At 71.7% G+C, this 19181-nt stretch carries 15 protein-coding genes; 11 read left to right on the plus strand and 4 right to left on the minus strand.

Annotated elements, in window-relative coordinates:
• Nucleotides 1–33: 33 nt before the first annotated feature.
• On the plus strand, nt 34–1833 hold the full coding sequence (gene ggt, locus ACFZDA_RS03600; protein WP_391074215.1) for a gamma-glutamyltransferase: 1800 nt from the start codon (nt 34–36) through the stop codon (nt 1831–1833).
• A 51-nt stretch (nt 1834–1884) separates the two neighbouring features.
• Here the strand turns inward: ggt and ACFZDA_RS03605 are convergent, their stop codons facing one another.
• Both ACFZDA_RS03605 and map read right to left on the minus strand, forming a co-directional pair.
• Nucleotides 1885–4416, minus strand: a complete 2532-nt coding sequence (locus ACFZDA_RS03605; RefSeq protein ID WP_391074217.1) for an AAA family ATPase — start codon at nt 4414–4416, stop codon at nt 1885–1887.
• 201 nt (nt 4417–4617) lie between these two features.
• On the minus strand, nt 4618–5385 hold the full coding sequence (gene map / locus ACFZDA_RS03610) for a type I methionyl aminopeptidase (protein WP_391074219.1): 768 nt from the start codon (nt 5383–5385) through the stop codon (nt 4618–4620).
• A 32-nt stretch (nt 5386–5417) separates the two neighbouring features.
• Between map and ACFZDA_RS03615 the strand changes: the two genes are divergently transcribed.
• Nucleotides 5418–5669: a helix-turn-helix domain-containing protein gene (locus ACFZDA_RS03615; RefSeq protein WP_307178452.1), complete on the plus strand. Its 252-nt coding sequence runs from the start codon at nt 5418–5420 to the stop codon at nt 5667–5669.
• A gap of 73 nt (nt 5670–5742) precedes the next feature.
• On the opposite strand, the gene ACFZDA_RS03620 is transcribed toward ACFZDA_RS03615, so the two are convergent.
• On the minus strand, nt 5743–6306 hold the full coding sequence (locus ACFZDA_RS03620; protein ID WP_391074222.1) for a hypothetical protein: 564 nt from the start codon (nt 6304–6306) through the stop codon (nt 5743–5745).
• Nucleotides 6307–7593: 1287 nt separating this feature from the next.
• Here ACFZDA_RS03620 and ACFZDA_RS03625 point away from each other — a divergent pair.
• The 8 genes from ACFZDA_RS03625 (at nt 7594) to ACFZDA_RS03660 (ending at nt 17413) form a co-directional block, all read left to right on the plus strand.
• Complete coding sequence (locus ACFZDA_RS03625) at nt 7594–8292, plus strand: hypothetical protein (RefSeq protein ID WP_391074225.1); 699 nt, start codon at nt 7594–7596, stop codon at nt 8290–8292.
• 170 nt (nt 8293–8462) lie between these two features.
• Entirely contained in the window at nt 8463–9305 is an 843-nt protein-coding gene (locus ACFZDA_RS03630; protein WP_020277068.1) for a nitrilase-related carbon-nitrogen hydrolase, read from the plus strand.
• Nucleotides 9302–10588: an aminotransferase class III-fold pyridoxal phosphate-dependent enzyme gene (locus tag ACFZDA_RS03635; protein WP_391074230.1), complete on the plus strand. Its 1287-nt coding sequence runs from the start codon at nt 9302–9304 to the stop codon at nt 10586–10588. Before ACFZDA_RS03630 ends, ACFZDA_RS03635 begins: the two co-directional genes overlap by 4 nt.
• Before the next feature lie 27 nt (nt 10589–10615).
• Entirely contained in the window at nt 10616–12211 is a 1596-nt protein-coding gene (locus ACFZDA_RS03640; protein ID WP_391074233.1) for a PucR family transcriptional regulator ligand-binding domain-containing protein, read from the plus strand.
• Between the two features lie 155 nt (nt 12212–12366).
• Nucleotides 12367–13209: a nitrilase-related carbon-nitrogen hydrolase gene (locus tag ACFZDA_RS03645; RefSeq protein WP_391074236.1), complete on the plus strand. Its 843-nt coding sequence runs from the start codon at nt 12367–12369 to the stop codon at nt 13207–13209.
• A gap of 95 nt (nt 13210–13304) precedes the next feature.
• Complete coding sequence (hydA, locus tag ACFZDA_RS03650; protein ID WP_391074239.1) at nt 13305–14708, plus strand: dihydropyrimidinase; 1404 nt, start codon at nt 13305–13307, stop codon at nt 14706–14708.
• 11 nt (nt 14709–14719) lie between these two features.
• Complete coding sequence (locus ACFZDA_RS03655; protein WP_391074242.1) at nt 14720–15742, plus strand: TIGR03842 family LLM class F420-dependent oxidoreductase; 1023 nt, start codon at nt 14720–14722, stop codon at nt 15740–15742.
• 147 nt (nt 15743–15889) lie between these two features.
• Nucleotides 15890–17413 (plus strand): NCS1 family nucleobase:cation symporter, encoded by a 1524-nt coding sequence (locus ACFZDA_RS03660; RefSeq protein WP_391074245.1) that lies wholly within the window; start codon nt 15890–15892, stop codon nt 17411–17413.
• Nucleotides 17414–17444: 31 nt separating this feature from the next.
• On the opposite strand, the gene ACFZDA_RS03665 is transcribed toward ACFZDA_RS03660, so the two are convergent.
• The gene (locus tag ACFZDA_RS03665) at nt 17445–18113 is read right to left on the minus strand and encodes a hypothetical protein (RefSeq protein ID WP_391074247.1); all 669 of its coding nucleotides are present in this window, start codon (nt 18111–18113) and stop codon (nt 17445–17447) included.
• Between the two features lie 258 nt (nt 18114–18371).
• Between ACFZDA_RS03665 and ACFZDA_RS03670 the strand changes: the two genes are divergently transcribed.
• Nucleotides 18372–19181 carry a methyltransferase domain-containing protein gene (locus ACFZDA_RS03670; RefSeq protein WP_391074250.1) on the plus strand — a complete coding sequence of 270 codons (810 nt, stop codon included), beginning with the start codon at nt 18372–18374 and terminating at the stop codon, nt 19179–19181.

Raw genomic sequence — 19181 nt, forward strand, 5'->3', positions numbered from 1 at the left:
AGCTGCGCGGACGGCCTTTGACTGGAGGTGCGGATGCGTCGCCCTGTCGCACGGAATCTGACGGTCCTGGCGGTCTCGGCCGCCGTGGTGGTGTCGGTGGGAGCCGCGGCGCCACCCACCGCGCAGCGCACGGGCGGTGAGAAGACCCCCCTGGCCGTCGGCTACGGCGGCGCCGTCTCCAGCGTCGATCCTGACGCCTCCGCCGCCGGGATCGAGGTACTGCGCCAGGGCGGCAACGCCGTCGACGCGGCCGTCGCCACGGCCGCCGCGCTCGGCGTCACCGAGCCCTACTCGGCCGGCGTCGGCGGAGGCGGCTACTTCGTCTACTACGACGCCGAGTCCCGCACCGTCCGCACCATCGACGGCCGCGAGACCGCCCCGCTGACCGCCGACAAGAACCTCTTCGTCGAGAACGGCAAGCCCGTCCCCTTCGCCGACGCCGTCAGCAGCGGCCTGAGCGTCGGCACCCCGGGCACGCCCGCCACCTGGCAGGCGGCGCTCGACCAGTGGGGCAGCAAGCGGCTCGCGAGCGTCCTGAAGCCGGCCGAACGGCTCGCCCGTGACGGCTTCACGGTCGACGAGACCTTCCGCTCGCAGACGGCGTCCAACGAGACCCGCTTCCGCTACTTCCCGGACACCGCCGAGCTGTTCCTGCCCGGCGGACGGCTCCCCGCCGTCGGCTCCACCTTCAAGAATCCCGACCTCGCCCGCACATACGCGGAGCTGGCCCGCAAGGGCGTCGGCGCGCTCTACCGCGGGGACATCGGCCGGGACGTCGTCGACACGGTCAACAAGCCGCCCGTGGACCCGTCCTCCGGCTGGAACGCCCGCCCCGGCGACCTCTCCGAGCGGGACCTGGCCGCCTACCGCCCCAAGCTCCAGGCCCCCACCAGGTCCTCGTACCGCGGCCTCGGCGTGTACTCCATGGCGCCGTCCTCCTCCGGCGGCACGACGGTCGGCGAGGCGCTCAACATCCTGGAGCGGACCGACTTGTCGAAGGCGAGCCAGGCGCAGTACCTGCACCGCTACATCGAGGCCAGCCGGATCGCCTTCGCGGACCGGGGGAGGTGGGTCGGTGACCCGGCGTTCGAAGACGTGCCGACCAAGGAACTGCTGTCCCAGCGGTTCGCCGACTCGCGCGAGTGCCTGATCAAGGACGACGCGGTGCTCAAGAGTCCGGTGGCGCCGGGTGATCCGCGCGACCCGCAGGCGTGTGGTTCCGGTGGTACGGCCGCTCCGACGACGTACGAGGGCGACAGCACCACGCATCTGACCGTGGCCGACAAGTGGGGGAACGTCGTCTCTTACACCCTCACCATCGAGCAGACGGGCGGCAGCGCGATCACCGTGCCGGGGCGGGGGTTCCTGCTCAACAACGAGCTGACGGACTTCTCCTTCACCCCGGCGAACCCGGCCGTGCACGACCCGAACCTGCCGGGTCCGGGCAAGCGGCCGCGGTCGTCCATGTCGCCGACGATCGTGCTCGACCGGCATGACAGGCCCGTGGTGGCGTTGGGGTCGCCGGGTGGGGCGACCATCATCACGACGGTTCTGCAGACGCTGGTCGGGTTCCTCGACCGGGGGCTGCCGCTGGTCGACGCGATCGCGGCGCCGCGGGCCAGTCAGCGCAACGCCGCACAGACCGAGCTGGAACCGGGGCTCGACAGTGGCGTGAGGAAGCAGCTCGAAGCGATCGGCCACTCCTTCAAGGCCAACCCGGAGATCGGTGCGGCCACGGGGGTTCAGCGGTTGCCGGGTGGGAAGTGGCTGGCAGCCGCTGAGACCGTGCGGCGGGGTGGGGGAGCGGCGATGGTGGTACGGCCTGTGCGTTGAGTGCCGTCTGACGGTGCGTGGGGGCTGGTCGCGCAGCTCCCCGCGCCCCTGTCAGGGCGTTGCGCTTGCCGGCGTCTGAAAAGTCAAGCGGCCGTCCTCCACGTCCACCGTCACTCGGCCGCCCTCCTCGACCCTGCCGTCCAGCAGAAGCCGTGACAGCTCGTTGTCCACCTCGCGCTGGATCGTGCGGCGCAGCGGGCGGGCGCCGTACTCCGGCTGGTAGCCGTGCTCGGCGAGCCATTCCACCGCTCGGTCGGTGAAGGTGACCGCGATGCCCTTGCTCTGCACCAGGGACCTGGTGCGGTCCAGCAGGAGGTTGGTGATCCGGCGGAGCTGTTCCGTGCTGAGCTGGCGGAAGACGACGATCTCGTCGATGCGGTTGAGGAACTCGGGGCGGAAGTGCTCGCGCAGGGGGCGCAGGATCTGTTCGCGCCGTGCTTCCTCGTCCGCGTCGGCGCCGCCCGACGCGAAGCCCACGGAGGCGCCGCGGCGGGTGATCACCTCGGAGCCGAGGTTGCTGGTCATCACGATCACGGTGTTGGTGAAGTCGACCGTGCGGCCCTGGGAGTCGGTGAGGCGGCCGTCGTCGAGGACCTGGAGCAGGATGTTGAAGACGTCCGGGTGGGCCTTCTCCACCTCGTCCAGCAGGAGCAGCGAGTACGGGTGCCGTCGGACGACCTCGGTGAGCTGGCCGGCCTCTTCATGGCCGACGTAGCCGGGCGGGGCGCCGACCAGGCGGCTGACGGTGTGCCGCTCCTGGTACTCGCTCATGTCGAGGCGGACCATGCGGTCCTCGCTGCCGAACAGGGCCTCGGCGAGCGCCCGGGCCAGCTCGGTCTTGCCGACGCCGGTCGGGCCGAGGAACAGGAAGCTGCCGATCGGCCGGTCGGGGCTGGCCAGCCCGGCGCGGGAGCGCAGCACGGCGTCCGAGACGACCCGCACGGCCTCGTCCTGGCCGATCACCCGCTCGTGCAGGTGCTCCTCCAGATGCAGCAGGCGGTCCTTCTCCTCCTGGGTGAGGCTGCTGACCGGGATGCCGGTCTGCCGGGACACCACCTCGGCGATCGCCTCGGACCCGACGACCAGGTCCTGCCCCTCGTCGATCTCGCCGTCGCCGCCCGCCTGGGTGATCCGCAGCTTCAGGTCCATGATCCGGTCGCGCAGCTGGGTGGCCTGTTCGTAACTCTCGTCCGCGACCGCCTGGTCCTTGTCCCGGGTCAGCTGCTCCAGCTCCCGCTCCATGGCCCGTACGTCGGTGCCCTTGGTGCGGGCGCGCAGCCGGACCCGGGCACCGGCCTGGTCGATCAGGTCGATCGCCTTGTCCGGCAGCCTGCGGTCGGTGAGGTAGCGGTCGGACAGCTCCACGGCGGCGACCAGGGCCTCGTCGGTGTAGCGGACCTGGTGGTGGGCCTCGTAGCGGTCCTGGAGGCCGCGCAGGATCTCGATCGCGTCAGCCGCGGTCGGTTCCGGCACCATGATCGGCTGGAAGCGGCGGGCCAGCGCGGCGTCCTTCTCGATCCGCCGGTACTCCTCCAGCGTGGTGGCGCCCACGATGTGCAGCTCGCCGCGGGCGAGGGCCGGCTTGAGGATGTTGCCGGCGTCCATGGAGCCGCCGTCACCGCCGCCGGCACCGGCGCCCACCACCGTGTGCAGCTCGTCGATGAAGATGATCAGCTGGTCGGAGTGGGTGCGGATCTCGCCGACGATGTTGTTCATCCGCTCCTCGAAGTCACCCCGGTAGCGGGTGCCCGCGACCACGCCCGTCAGGTCCAGGGCGACGACGCGGCGCCCGGTCAGCACGTCGGGCACGTCCCCCTCGGAGATGCGCTGGGCCAGGCCCTCCACGATGGCGGTCTTGCCGACGCCCGCGTCACCGATCAGCACGGGGTTGTTCTTGCCGCGCCGGGAGAGGACCTCGACGGTCTGCTCGATCTCCTGGTCCCGGCCGATCACAGGGTCGATACGGCCCTGCCGGGCCAGCTCGGTGAGGTCACGGCCGTACTTGTCGAGGGTCGGCGTGTTCGTCGGGCGCGGTCGCTCGGCCTGGGGGGCCTCCGGGGCCTCGGGGGGTTCCGAGGGGGCGAAGCGGGCCGCGTTGAGGATGTGCCCGGCGGCCGAGTCGGGGTTCGAGGCCAGGGCGCTGAGCACGTGCTCCGGCCCGATGTAGCCGTAGCCCCGGGCCCGGGCCATGTCGTGCGCGTCCAGCAGGGCGCGCTTGGCGGCCGGGGTGAGGGAGAGCGCGGTCGGCGGCGGTGTGTCGTCGGGGGTGTGCTGGGCCGGCCCCGACCGCTCGTCGATCTGTGACGCCAGGGAGTCGGGGTTCGCGCCGGCCTTGGTGAGCAGGGTCCGGGTGGGCTCGGTGGCGAGCGCCGCCCGCAGCAGGTGCTCCGTGTCGAGATCCCGGCTGCCGTGCTCGGCGGCGTACTGGGCGGCGCCGCGGACGAGTTCCCGGGCCGGCTGGCTGAGCAGCCGGCCGATGTCGATCTGCCGGGGACCGGGACGCGGTCCGCCGAAGAAGCGTGCGAGGAATTCTCCGAAGGGATCCGAGCCGTAGCCCTCCGGGCTGCTGAAGCCGCTGCTCATGGGCCTTCCGTTCCCGGCGTCCCCGGCGCGCGGGCGGGGGACGCCCTCGCTGGTCGACGTGCCGGGGTCGGGTAACCCGGGTGGCAGCCCGTTACACCTGGGGCGCGCTCCTAGAACACCTTCGCACGATCGCGGACAAGGGGCACCTTCGCGGCGCACCTGGGTAATCCCGGCATATCTCGGCGTGCGGTCAGGATGATCTCAGCGTGCCGTCAGGATCCTCGGCCCCGCGTCCGTGATCGCGACCGTGTGCTCCGCGTGGGCCGCGCGGGAGCCGTCGTCCGTCATCAGGGTCCAGCCGTCGGGAGCCGGGTGGAAGGTGTCGATACCGCCCGCGATGACCATGGGTTCGATCGCCAGCGCCATGCCGTGCCTCAGGCGCATCCCGCGCCCCGGCCTGCCCTCGTTCGGCACCCCGGGGTCCTCGTGCATGCGGCGGCCGATGCCGTGGCCGCCGAAACCGTCCGGGATGCCGTAGCCCGCGGCGCGGCAGACGGTGCCGATCGCGTGGGCGATGTCGCCGATGCGGTTGCCGACGACGGCGGCCTCGATGCCGGCTTCGAGGGCCCGCTCGGCGGTCTCGATCAGGCGCAGGTCGGCCGGGCGCGGGGTGCCCACGACGAAGCTGAGGGCCGAGTCGCCGACCCATCCATCCAGCTCCGCGCCGAAGTCGATGGAGACCAGGTCGCCGTCGCGCAGCCGGTAGCGGGTCGGGATGCCGTGCACGATCGCGTCGTTGACCGAGACGCACAGGACGGCGGGGAAGGGGGTCGGTGCGAAGGCCGGCCGGTAGCCCAGGAAGGGCGAGGTCGCGCCGGCCCCACGCAGCACGTCGTGCGCCACCTCGTCCAGTTCCAGCAGGGAGACGCCCACGTCAGCGGCCTTCTGTGCGGCCGTCAGGGTGCGGGCCACGACCTGGCCCGCCTCGTACATCGCATCGATCGACACATCGGTCTTCAGCTCAACCATGCCAATTACTATACCGGTATTAGAATGGTGGCATGGTGCGCACCCCTCTCACCCCCGAAGAGCGCGAACGCGGCGAACGGCTCGGCCGGCTGCTGCGGGCGGCGCGTGGCGACCGGAGCATGGCGGAGGTCGCGGCGAGCGCCGGCATCTCCCCGGAGACACTCCGGAAGATCGAGACCGGCCGGGCCCCGACGCCCGCCTTCTTCACCGTGGCCGCGCTGGCGGGCACGCTCGGGCTCTCGATGGACGAGCTGGCCGGGCGGTGCGTGCTGGTGCCGGTCTGACGAGGCGGCACTGAGGCTCCTGCGCCCCGTGTGAAAACTCCCCGTAGCACGGCTGTAACACAACTGGTGTTGCCTACTGGGCGGAGTGCTCCGGTCGGGCGGGAGTTGAGTGATGGCGGCGGATCGACTCCCGAGTGACGTACGGGAGTTCGCGCATTACCTGGACGGTCTGGTGGCACGCCTGGACCCGTCCGGGGGCTGGTGCGCGGTGTTCTGGCAGCGTGACCCCGAGGGCATGCGGGCCTGTCTCGACGGACGGGAGCTGCCGCCGTGGGACGTGGTCGAGGCGCTGTTGCAGGACCTCGCCGGGCAGTACGGCCCGGGGGGCGCGGTCCCGGAGACGGAACGCGCCCGGTCCCTGCACGCCGCCGCGCTCGCCGCGTACGACGCCCGGCCCGGTGGCCGTGACGCCCTCGGGGACCGGCTCGACGTCATGCTCCGCGAACAGAAGTACGCGGCCGAACGCCAGGCGGAACTGACCCGCCTCCTCGCCACCGCCCCCACCCGCGAACAGGCCGACTCCCTCCGCCTCGACCTCGCCTGGGCCCACGACGACCACGAACGCGCGACGGCGCGCTGCGCGGAACTCCGCGCCCGGATGGCCGACTTGGACCGCCGTGAGCGGGGTGTGTCCCATGAGGTGTGGGGCGACGAGCGGGTTGGTGGCGCGTCGGGGGCTCCCACGGGTGCGTCGGGCGGAGGCGGCGGCCACAGGTATCCGGGTGACGACGACGGTGTCTGGTCGGGCGCGTGGCGCCGCAGGCCGGACGACGAAGGCCTCGCGGCGGACGGGGCCTCGCGAGCAGGATCGGGCCGGGGGCCGGGCCCTGGTGCGGCGGCTGACGGGGCTTCGCGAGCAGCGTCGGCCGGGTGGGCAGACTCTGGTGCCGCGGCGGACGGTGCTCGGCCGGCAAGGGCCGACGGGTACACGCCTGACGGCCCGGCACCGGACAGCGGCCGTATGCGATCGGCCCCGGGCGGCCCGTACGGCCCCCGCACGCCCGCCACGCCCTGGCACGACGACGACCCGGCGCCACGCGTCACGGGTGCGGACGGGCCTGACGACCCCCGGCATACGGCGGCCGGGGCGGCCCCGGCCGGGCGGCCCGATGCCCGGGAGGGCGAATTTCCGGTGAGGCGTATGGCCTCGCGGGGGGCCACGGCCGACGGCGCCGCCGACGCGTTCGCGGCTGCGGTGGGCCGGACCGAGGGCCGGGAGGGCGATTTTTCGGCTGGGCGTGCGGCCTCGCGGGAAGATGGGGCCGATGGTGCGCCCGGTGCGTTCGCGGCTTCGGTTCCTGGGACTGATGGGCGTGATGGCGAGTATCCGGTAGATGGGGTCGCTTCGCGGGAGGCTGCGGCTGGTGCTCGCGAGTATCGGGCGCGGTGGGCTGCCTCGCGGGGGGCCGCATCCGGCGGTGCGCCTGACGTGTTCGCGGCTTCGGATCGTGGGGCTGATGGGCGTGATGGCGAGTATCCGGTAGATGGGGTCGCTTCGCGGGAGGCTGCGGCCGGTGCTCGCGAGTATGGGGCGCGGTGGGCTGCCTCGCGGGGGGCCGCATCCGGCGGTGCGCCCGACGTGTTCGCGGCTTCGGATCGTGGGGCTGATGGGCGTGACGGCGAGTATCCGGGGGCTGGGGTCGCCTCGTCGGAGGGCGCCGTGGATGCCCGTGACCCCGAGTACCAGTCGGGTTGGGCCGCCGCACGGGAATCCGCAGCCGGCGGTACGCCCGGCGCCTTCGCCGCCCCGGCCCCAGGAGCATCCGAGCCCCGAGCCCACCACGCCCGAACTGCCCACCAAGCAGCCGCCGGTCAACCCCGACCCACACCCGAACCCCAAGCCGGTCCCGAACCGTCAGCCGCCCCTGAACCCCATGTCCCCAAGCAACGCAAACGCCGCCGCGGCAGTGCCCGCTTCGCCGGGATGGTCGAGGAGGACGCCGCACCCGTGGTCGTGCCGTCCGCTGTCGTGCCCGAGTTGCCTGATCCCGCCCCCGTGACCGGTCGCCGTACGCCCCGGGGCGCGCGGTTCGCCGGGGCCGCCGAAGACGTGGGGGAGGAGCGGGCGGAACCGCGCCCCCCGGCCGTCGGTGCGGCGGAGCGGAGGGATGTCGTACGGGCCGTCGAGGCCCTCGCGCGGCTGCGGAAGGAGGGCCGCAGCGGCGAGGCGCATGCCCTGCTGGTCGAGGCCGCGTCCTGGGCCCCGGCCCGGTTCCCGCTGCTCGCGCAGGAGCTGGAGCGGGCCGGGCTCGGTGCGGACTGGCAGACCCTGCTCTGGGAGGCCGGCTCGCTGCCCGCCGGTCGGCTGGTCGCCGCGGCGGACGCGCTGGGCGCGGCAGGACGCGCGGGCGACGGGCAGCAGATCCTGCGGCAGGGGGCCGGCCGGCCCCCGGGCGAGATCGGAGAGGCCGTCCTCGGACTCGTCGCCGAGGGGCGTCACCGCGAGGTGCGCGTGCTGCTCGACGCGTACGTCAGGGCCCGCACCCCCGAGGAGGCGGCCCACAGCGCCGAGCCCGGCCCGCAGACCCTCGTACCGCTTCTGCTGGAGGCCGCCCGGGGCATGTCGGACGAGCGCCGCCGGGACCTCGTGCACGCCCTCCGAGTCGCCGGATTCCCCGCCTGACCGGCGACGCCGTACCTCCGGCGACTCACCCACCGGAGTGCGAATGGCGCCCGGTACCGCGGGTTGGCGACGATGGTCTTGGCAAGCCCGTGCCAGAGGCTTACGTTCATGGCTCTACGGCCCGCTTCTACGGGCGTAGAGGCGCTGACGTCGCGTCGAAGGAGCAGCTCATGGCCAACGTCGTACGTGCCGCTCTGGTCCAGGCCACCTGGACCGGCGACACCGAGTCCATGGTGGCGAAACACGAGGAGCACGCCCGCGAGGCGGCCCGCCGGGGCGCGAAGATCATCGGTTTCCAGGAAGTCTTCAACAGCCCCTACTTCTGTCAGGTCGAGGAGCCGGAGCACTACCGCTGGGCCGAGCCCGTGCCCGACGGGCCGACCGTGCGGCGCATGCGGGCCCTCGCGCGCGAGACCGGCATGGTGATCGTCGCGCCGGTGTTCGAGGCGGAGCAGCCCGGCTTCTACTACAACACCGCGGCCGTGATCGACGCCGACGGCACCTACCTCGGCAAGTACCGCAAGCACCACATCCCGCAGCTCAAGGGCTTCCGCGAGAAGTTCTACTTCAAGCCCGGCAACCTCGGCTGGCCCGTCTTCGACACGGCGGCCGGCAAGGTCGGCGTCTACATCTGCTACGACCGCCACTTCCCGGAGGGCTGGCGGCAGCTCGGCCTGTCCGGAGCCCAGCTGGTCTACAACCCCTCCGCCACCCACCGCAGCCTGTCGTCCCACCTGTGGCGGCTGGAGCAGCCCGCGGCGGCCGTCGCCAACGGGTACTACATCGCCGCGATCAACCGCGTCGGACAGGAGGAGTACGGCGACAACGACTTCTACGGGACGAGCTACTTCGTCGACCCCCGCGGGCAGTTCGTGGGCGACGTCGCCAGCGACAGCCAGGAGGAGCTCGTGATCCGCGACCTGGACCTCGACCTCATCGAAGAAGTGCGGCAGACGTGGGCCTTCTACCGCGACCGCCGCCCCGACGCCTACGAAGGACTGGTGCAGCCGTGACCAACGACCTGCTGGGCCGCCACCGGGCCGTGCTCCCCGACTGGCTCGCCCTCTACTACGAGGAGCCCCTGGAGATCACCCACGGCGAGGGCCGCCACGTCTGGGACGCCCACGGCAACCGGTACCTCGACTTCTTCGGCGGCATCCTCACCACCATGACCGCGCACGCCCTGCCCGAGGTGACCAAGGCGGTGAGCGAGCAGGCCGGGCGGATCGTCCACTCCTCGACCCTGTACCTCAACCGGCCGATGGTCGAACTCGCCGAGCGCGTGGCCCAGCTCAGCGGCATCCCCGACGCCCGCGTCTTCTTCACCACCTCCGGCACCGAGGCCAATGACACCGCCCTGCTGCTCGCCACGGCGTACCGGCGCAGCAACACCATCCTGGCGATGCGCAACAGCTACCACGGACGCTCCTTCAGCTCCGTCGGCATCACCGGCAACAGCGGCTGGTCCCCGACCTCCCTGTCCCCGCTCCAGACGCTGTACGTCCACGGCGGCGTGCGCACCCGCGGCCCGTTCGCCTCCCTCGACGACGACGACTTCATCGCCGCCTGCGTCGACGACCTGAAGGACCTGCTCGGCCACACCCGCCCCCCGGCCGCGCTGATCGCCGAACCCGTCCAGGGCGTCGGCGGCTTCACCGCACCGCCGGACGGGCTGTACGCCGCCTTCCGCGAGGTGCTGCACGAGCGCGGCATCCTGTGGATCGCCGACGAGGTGCAGACCGGCTGGGGCCGCACCGGCGAGCACTTCTGGGGCTGGCAGGCCCACGGGCGGAACGGGCCGCCGGACCTCATGACCTTCGCCAAGGGCATCGGCAACGGCATGTCCATCGGCGGTGTCGTCGCCCGCTCCGAGATCATGAACTGCCTCGACTCCAACAGCATCTCCACGTTCGGCGGCACCCAGATCACCATGGCGGCGGGCCTCGCCAACCTCAACTACCTGCTGGAACACGACCTCCAGGGCAACGCCCGGCGCGTCGGCGGCATGCTCATCGAGCGGCTGCGGTCCGCCGCCGCCCACGTGCCGGCCGTACGGGAGGTGCGCGGACGCGGACTGATGATCGGCATCGAGATCACCAAGCCGGGGACCGACGAGGCCGACCCGCAGGCCGCCTCGGCCGTCCTGGAGGCGGCCCGCGAGGGCGGCCTGCTGATCGGCAAGGGCGGCGGCCACGACACCAGCGCCCTGCGCGTCGCCCCGCCGCTGTCCCTGAACGTCGCGGAGGCCGAGGAAGGCGCCGCGATCCTCGAGCACGCTCTGAGGAGCATCCAGTAGCAGTGAACTGAACAAGGGAACGGCACCATGACCATCACCTTGGATTCCCTGGAACCCGCGCTGTCGGTCCGGCAGGTCCTCACCCTGGAGCGGGTCCTCGCCGGGGAGCCCGAGGTGGTGGCCGGCGCCAGCCACCTCGACCGGGCGGTGCGCTGGGTGCACGTCGCCGAGGCCGCCGACGTCGGCGTGATGCTCAGCGGCGGCGAGATGGTCCTCACCACCGGGGTGCTGCTCGCCGGCGACCAGGAGAAACAGGCCGAGTACGTCCGGTCGCTGCACCGCGCGGACGCCGCCGCCGTCGTCCTCGGACTCGGCCGCGCCTTCCCCGCCGCACCGGCCGCGATGCGCCGGGCGGCCGAGCGGTGCGGACTGCCGATGGTCGTCCTGCACCGGCCCTTCCCCTTCGCCGAGCTGACCGAGGAGGTCCAGTCGCGGCTGGTGCGGCGCAAGTTCGCCGCCGTCAGCCTCTCCGAGGCCGTCCGCACCGAACTCACCGCCCTCATCACCGCGGGCGCCCCGTTGCAACGCCTGCTCGACGAGATCGCCCGGCACAGCGCCTGCCCGGTCGTCGTCACCAACCTCGCCCACCGCGTCCTCGGCACGGCGGGGGAGCGTCCTGCCTTGGACGACGTGCTGCGCGACTGGGAGCGCATCGCCCGGCAGGCATGGGGGCACCGCCCAGGCCTTTCAGGCACTGGGGGAGGCACCGAGGGCGACGGCTGGATCCGGGCCGAACTGGGCGGACGCGGGGAGCGCTGGGGCCGGATCGTGCTGTGCGGCTACCGGGGCGACACCGCCACCGGGCGGCTGCTGGCCGACCGCGCCGCCGAGGCCCTCGTCCTGCACCGCATGCTGGGCGGCGCCGCCTGCTCCTGGGAGGAGCAGTCCGCGCAGAGCCTGCTGACCGACCTGGTCAGCGGCGTCGTACCGGCACGGCAACTGCTGCCGCGGGCGCGCGCGGCCGGACTGCCGGTCAACCGGCGGACGTTCGTGCCGCTGGTCGTCCGCGACGGCGACACCGCCCGGCTCGACCGGCTGCTGCGGCTGCTGGGCCTGCCCGGGCTGGTCGCCGAACTGGCCGACGGAGCCACCGCCGTGCTGCTCAGCCTCCCGCGCGACCAGGACGCCGACGCCCTCGCCGCGCACTTCGCGACCCGGCTGCGCACCGAGTCCGGACCGGCCCGCACGGTCGTCGCCGCGGCCGATCCCCGGGCCGCCTGGGACGACGTCCCCGCCGGACTGCGCGAGGCCCGGCACGTGGCGGACGCCGTCGCCGACTCCGCCGCCGCTCTGGACCTCCCGCCGGTCGTCCGCATGCGGGACGTCCACCTGCGGGGCCTGATCCGCCTGCTGCGCGACGACCCGCACGTGCAGTCCTTCGCGGAGCGGGAGCTGGACGGGCTGCTGTGCGAGACCGAGGAGGACCTGCTGTCCGTGCTGCGCACCTACCTCGCCACCGGCCGCAACAAGTCCCGCACCGCCCAGCTCCACCACGTCTCGCGGCCCGCCCTCTACCGCCGCCTGGAATCCATACAGGCCCGCCTCGGGGTGGACCTCGACGACTTCGAGCAGGCCGCCTCGGTGCACATCGCACTCCTCGCGCACGACGCGCAACAGCAGTGAAACACCCGACCACCTGGGAAAACGGCGGTGAAACATGGGTCCACGGCAGAGTGACACGGTGACACGCCGCACGTCCGCAGACGTGACACGGTGCACCTCAAAGACCGCGTCCCGGCTTCCTAGGCTCACGGCACACCGAGCGACCGGAGGTCCCGATGAGCCGAGTGATCCGTGCCGCCGTCTTCCAGACCGCCTGGACCGGCGACAAGGAGTCGATGATCCAGGTCCACGAGCAGGCGGCCCGCGACGCCGCCGCACAGGGCGCCCAAGTCCTCTGCTTCCAGGAGCTGTTCTACGGACCGTACTTCTGCCAGGTCCAGGACCCGGCCTTCTACGAGTACGCCGAGCAGATCCCCGAGGGCCCGATCGTCCGCCGCTTCCAGGCCCTCGCCAGGGAACTGGGCATCGTCCTGGTCCTGCCGATGTACGAGGAGGAACAGCCCGGGGTCCTCTACAACACCGCCGCCGTGATCGACGCGGACGGCTCCTACCTCGGCAAGTACCGCAAGACGCACATCCCCCAGGTGCAGGGCTTCTGGGAGAAGTTCTACTTCCGTCCGGGCAACAGCGGCTGGCCGGTCTTCGAGACCGCCGTCGGCAAGGTCGGCGTCTACATCTGCTACGACCGCCACTTCCCCGAGGGCTGGCGCGCGCTCGGCCTCGCGGGCGCCGAGATCGTCTTCAACCCCTCGGCCACCTCGCGCGGCCTGTCCGGCTACCTCTGGCAGCTGGAACAGCCGGCGGCGGCCGTCGCCAACGAGTACTTCGTGGGCGCGATCAACCGGGTCGGCGTCGAGGAGTACGGCGACAACGACTTCTACGGGACGTCGTACTTCGTCGACCCGGAGGCCCAGTTCGTCGGCGAGGTGGCCGGCGACAAGGAGCCCGAACTGGTCGTCCGCGACCTCGACATGGCCAAACTCCGCGAGGTCCGCGACCGCTGGCAGTTCTACAGGGACAGGGCGCCTGGAACATACGGTCCGCTGACGGACCTCTAGGGGCGCGGGGCTGTATTCGATATGCGGCTACCGCCGCGCGGGCGCGACCAACCACCGACAACCGGCACGCATCCACCGCGAGGAGCGACCACGACATGAGCAGCCGTACAGTCATCCGCGGCGGCCTCGTCATCACCGCATCCGACGAGATCCACGCCGACGTCCTGATCGAGGACGGCCGAATCGCCGCCTTCGCAGCCTCCGGCACCCCCGCCGCCGAGGCCTTCACCGCGGACCGGACGATCGACGCCACCGGAAAGTACGTCATCCCCGGCGGCGTCGACGCCCACACCCACATGGAGCTGCCCTTCGGCGGCACCTTCGCCTCCGACACCTTCGAGACCGGCACCCGCGCCGCCGCCTGGGGCGGCACGACCACGATCATCGACTTCGCCGTGCAGAGCGTCGGGCACAGCCTGCGCGAGGGCCTGGACGCCTGGCACGGCAAGGCCGAGGGCAACTGTGCCATCGACTACGGCTTCCACATGATCGTCTCCGATGTCAACGAGCACACCCTCAAGGAGATGGACCACCTGATCGAGGAGGGCGTCACCTCCTTCAAGCAGTTCATGGCCTACCCGGGGGTGTTCTACTCCGACGACGGCCAGATCCTGCGCGCCATGCAGCGCTCCGCCGAGAACGGCGGCCTGATCATGATGCACGCCGAGAACGGCATCGCGATCGACGTCCTGGTGGAACAGGCCCTGGCCCGGGGCGAGACCGATCCCCGCTACCACGGCGAGGTCCGCAAGGCCCTGCTGGAGGCCGAGGCCACTCACCGCGCCATCAAGCTCGCGCAGGTCGCGGGCGCGCCCCTGTACGTCGTGCACGTCTCGGCGACGGAGGCGGTCGCCGAACTGGCCCGGGCCCGCGACGAGGGGCTGAACGTCTTCGGCGAGACCTGCCCGCAGTACCTGTTCCTGTCCACCGACAACCTCGCCGAGCCGGACTTCGAGGGCGCGAAGTACGTGTGCAGTACCCCGCTCAGGCCGAAGGAGCACCAGGCCGCGCTGTGGCGGGGCCTGCGCACCAACGACCTCCAGGTCGTCTCCACCGACCACTGCCCCTTCTGCTTCGTCGGCCAGAAGGAACTCGGCCGCGGCGACTTCTCCAAGATCCCCAACGGTCTGCCGGGCGTCGAGAACCGGATGGACCTGCTGCACCAGGCCGTGCTCGACGGGCACATCTCGCGCCGCCGCTGGATCGAGATCGCCTGCGCCACCCCGGCCCGGATGTTCGGCCTCTACCCGAAGAAGGGCACCATCGCGCCGGGCGCCGACGCCGACGTCGTCATCTACGACCCGCAGGCCGAGCAGGTCATGTCGGCTTCAGAGCACCACATGAACGTCGACTACTCGGCGTACGAGGGCAAACGCGTCACCGGGCGGGTCGAGACGGTCCTCTCGCGCGGCGTGCCCGTCATCACCGAGCGGGAGTACACCGGGACCGCCGGGCACGGCGTCTTCACCCCGCGTTCCACCTGTCAGTACCTCAACTAGGAGTGGTGCGGATGGACTTCGGACTCGTCCTGCAGACCGACCCGCCGGCCTCGCGGGTGATCAGCCTGATGAAACGCGCGGAACGGAACGGCTTCTCGTACGGCTGGACCTTCGACTCCGCCGTGCTGTGGCAGGAACCGTTCGTGATCTACAGCCAGATCCTGGCCAACACCACGAAACTGAAGGTCGGGCCGATGGTGACCAACCCGGGCACCCGCACCTGGGAGGTCACCGCCTCCACCTTCGCCACCCTCAACGACATGTTCGGCAACCGCACGGTCTGCGGCATCGGCCGCGGCGACTCCGCGATGCGCGTGGCCGGCCGCAAGCCCAACACGCTGGCCCGGATCAGCGAGGCCATGAAGGTCATCCGCGCCCTCGCCGGCGGCGGGGAGGCCGACCTCGGCGGCGGCACGGTCGTCCGGTTCCCGTGGATCAGGCCGGGCGCCGAACTGCCCGTGTGGATGGCCGCGTACGGGCCCAAGGCCCTGAAGATGGCGGGTGAGGAGGCCGACGGGTTCATCCTGCAGCTGGCCGACCTCTATCTGACCGAGTACATGGTCAAGGCCGTGAAGGACGCGGCCGTCGCCGCCGGCCGGGACCCTTCGGCGGTGACCGTATGCGTGGCCGCCCCGGCCTACGTCACCGAGGACGACTCGCCCGAGACGCTCGCCCACGCGCGCGACCAATGCAGGTGGTTCGGCGGGATGGTCGGCAACCACGTCGCCGACCTGGTCTCCAAGTACGGCGAGCACTCCGCCGCCGTCCCCGGTGAACTCACCGAGTACATCAAGGCGCGGGAGGGCTACGACTACTCCCACCACGGCCGCGCCGACAACCCCGACACCCAGTTCGTGCCCGACGAGATCGTCGACCGGTTCTGCCTGATCGGGCCGGTCGACAAGCACGTCGAGAAGCTGAACGCGCTGCGCGCGCTCGGCGTGGACCAGTTCGCCGTCTACGACATGCACGACGCGCAGGAAACCGTGATCGACACGTACGGAGCGCGGGTCATCCCGGCCGTCAACGGCTGACCACCTCGGCGCCACTGCCTGCCGACCCCCTTTGATCTCCCCCTTCCCGCCGGACCGGGAAGGGGGCCCAGGGCGCTCCCGAGCGCACCCCCCATCGGCGTCACCCGCGTGGCCTTTCCCGTCCCGCCTCCCCGATTGGCCTGGCCCATGACCGACACCGTTCCCCCGGCACCGCCGACCACCCAAGTCACCCTCGCCGACGGCCGGGTGGAGATCGCCCCGGGCGCCCCCGCACCGACCGGGCCCTACGCCAACGAGGACCTGCTGCCGGTCCCCGTCGGCAAGCGCACCTGGACCACGTACAACTTCTCCGCGCTGTGGGTCGGCATGGCCCACAACACGGCCTCCTGGACCCTGGCCTCCGGTCTCATCGCCGTCGGCATGGACTGGAAGCAGGCGGTGTTCACCATCGCCCTGGCCAATGTGATCGTGCTGATACCGATGCTGCTCACCGGGCACGCCGGACCCAAGTACGGCATACCCTTCCCGGTCTTCGCCCGGGCCTCCTTCGGCATCCGCGGGGCCAACCTGCCCGCCGTCGTACGGGCGCTGGTGGCCTGCGGCTGGTTCGGCATCCAGACCTGGATCGGCGGCGAGGCCATCTACTTCCTGGCCGGCAAGCTCGTCGGCAGCGGCTGGACGGACGCGGCGAAGGTCGGCGGCTACGCCTGGACCATGTGGCTGTCGTTCGCGATCTTCTGGGCGCTCCAGGTCGTCATCATCTACCGGGGCATGGAGACCATCCGCCGCTTCGAGAACTGGGCGGCGCCGTTCGTGCTCGTCGGCGCGTTCGTGATGCTGTGGTGGATGAGCGACAAGGCGGGCGGCTTCGGCCCGCTGTTCGACCAGCCGTCGAAGCTCGGCTGGGGCGCCGACTTCTGGAAGCTGTTCGCACCCGCCCTGATGGGCATGATCGGCTTCTGGTCCACGCTCTCGCTGAACATCCCCGACTTCACCCGCTACGGCAAGAGCCAGAAGGCGCAGACGTGGGGTCAGGCCCTCGGTCTGCCGACCACCATGACCCTGTTCGCGTTCCTGTCCGTGATGGTCACCTCCGGCTCGCAGGCCGTCTACGGCGAGGCGATCTGGGACCCGGTACAGCTCGCGGCCAGGACCGACAACACGGTGGGCCTGCTGTTCGCCCTCGTCACCGTCCTGGTGGCGACGCTGTCCGTCAACGTCGCGGCCAACCTGGTCTCACCCGCGTTCGACTTCTCCAACATCGCGCCACGGAAGATCAGTTTCCGGGCGGGCGCACTCGCCACCTGCGTCCTCGGTGTGCTGATCTTCCCGTGGAAGCTGTACTCCGACCCGCAGGGCTACATCTTCACCTGGCTCGGCCTGGTCGGCGGCCTGCTCGGCACCGTCGCGGGCATCCTCATCGCCGACTACTGGATCCTGCGCCGCTCCCGGCTCGACCTGGCCGACCTGTACCGCACCGGCGGCCGCTACTGGTACGAGGGCGGCTGGAACTGGCGGGCCGTCGTCGCCTTCGTCAGCGGCGGTGTCCTCGCCGTCGGCGGCGCGAGTTTCAAGCCGCTGATCGACGGCCGCCCCATCCCGGCACTGGCCGGTCTGGCCGACTACGGCTGGGCGGTGGGCCTGGGCACCTCGATGCTGCTGTACCTGGTGCTGATGGCGGCACGGGGGGGCAACCGGGCCACCGTCTGAGACGGCTACGGACGCGGACGCTGGAGGGCGGTCAGCCCTTGCCGCCCTCCAGCGCGGCCACCGCTTCCTTCGCGGCCTTGATGGCGCCCTTGTTGATCGTTTCCGTGCTCGGCGCCTTCTTCGACTCGAAGTCGCTGCCGTTGTACGTGACGACCACCAGAGCGTTGGACGCGCGGACGAACACCTGGCCCTCGCGGGTCTGCTGCTTGTCCTCGGTGGTGAGGTTGACGATGGAGTACGCGCTGTCGCCCAGCCCGGGGACGGCGCCTCCGCCGCTGTTCTCCTCGGTGCGTCCCTTGTACGCCTTCTCCGCGGCCTCGTCCGACTCCATCAACTCGAAGGACACGTCGAGCCAGCGGTAGTCGTACCCCTTGAGCGCGTTCCAGGAGCAGGTGCGGCGCAACTTCGAGTCCGTGGACGGGATCTCCTTCCCGGCCGTCTTGGCACCCGGCACCAGCGACTCGACCGTCTTCTTGGCGACGCTCTCGCACGGCGCCGGAGCGGCCGGGTAGGCCTTCGACACCGTCGATGTCGACGGGGCGGACGCGGACTGGGTCTCGGTCTTCTCGCCGGCCGGCTTGTGCTCGGCGGCCTGCGGCGCGGCGAGCGGGCCGGACGACAGCGCCCAGCCCGCCGCGGCGAGCACGGCCACCGGGGAGATGCGTGCGGTCAGGGCCAGGGGCAGAGGGAGAGAACGCACGGCGCCCTTCTCGTGGGGGACGGCGGACGGGACGACAGTTTCACATGACTCCCTGTGACGCGGAAGTGCGAACTCGCTCCGTGCCCGCGCGGTGACGGTGACTCACTGTCGCCGGTCGGGGTTTCGGCCGGTTCGCAGCCGAGTGAACGGTTTGTGCCTGACACGGGAACGCGCTGGCCGGAATACCGTTTGCGCCGGGGTGGCCGCGCTGCGCAGCCTTGAGTCATGCCTTCGTCACCCATGGGGACAAGTCGGGACATGCCCCAACATCCCGTCGTTGGTGAGGACATTCTCGCCTACTACGCCCTCGGCAAGGAGGATGCCCGCCTCCGGCAGGGCTCCAACCGCCTGGAGTTCTGGCGCACTCAGGACGTGCTCCGGCGGCTCCTGCCCGAGGGCCCGGTGCGTGTGCTGGACGTCGGCGGCGGCAGCGGTGTGCACGCGGAGTGGCTCGCCGAGGACGGGCACGAGGTCGAACTCGTCGATCCGGTGCCCTTGCACCTGGAACAGGCGGCGCGGCTGCCCGGTGTCGCGGTCCGGGCCGGGGACGCCCGGGCTCTGCCCGCGCAGGACGGCGCGTACGACGTGGTGCTGCTGCTCGGCCCGCTCTACCACCTGCCGGAGCGGGCCGACCGGGTCCGCGCACTGAGTGAGGCGCGTCGGGTGGTGCGGCCCGGGGGCCTGGTCGTCGCGGCCACCATCAACCGGCACGCGGCCCTGCACGACCTGCTGCGTGAAGAGCGCTACTTCGAGCCCGCCCACCGAGCCCGGACCGACTCCGTCTCGGAGCACGGCCGGCACCCTTCTCAGTGGGAGGGCAGCCTCTTCACCACCGCGTACTTCGCCCGACCGGACGAGCCGCCACGGGAGTTCACCGAGGCGGGGCTCGTCGTCGACGGTCAGTACGGCGTCGAGGGCGTCGCCTGGCTCATGGGCGGGGTCGAGCGGTGGCTGGACGACCCGGAGCGCCGTGAGGCCGTTCTGGCCGCGACCCGGCGCATCGAGTCCGAGCCGGCCCTGCTGGGCGCGAGCGGTCACCTGCTGACGGCGGGACGACGGCTGCCCTGA

This window comes from Streptomyces sp. NPDC007991 (genome assembly GCF_042958445.1).
Classification (GTDB): domain Bacteria; phylum Actinomycetota; class Actinomycetes; order Streptomycetales; family Streptomycetaceae; genus Streptomyces.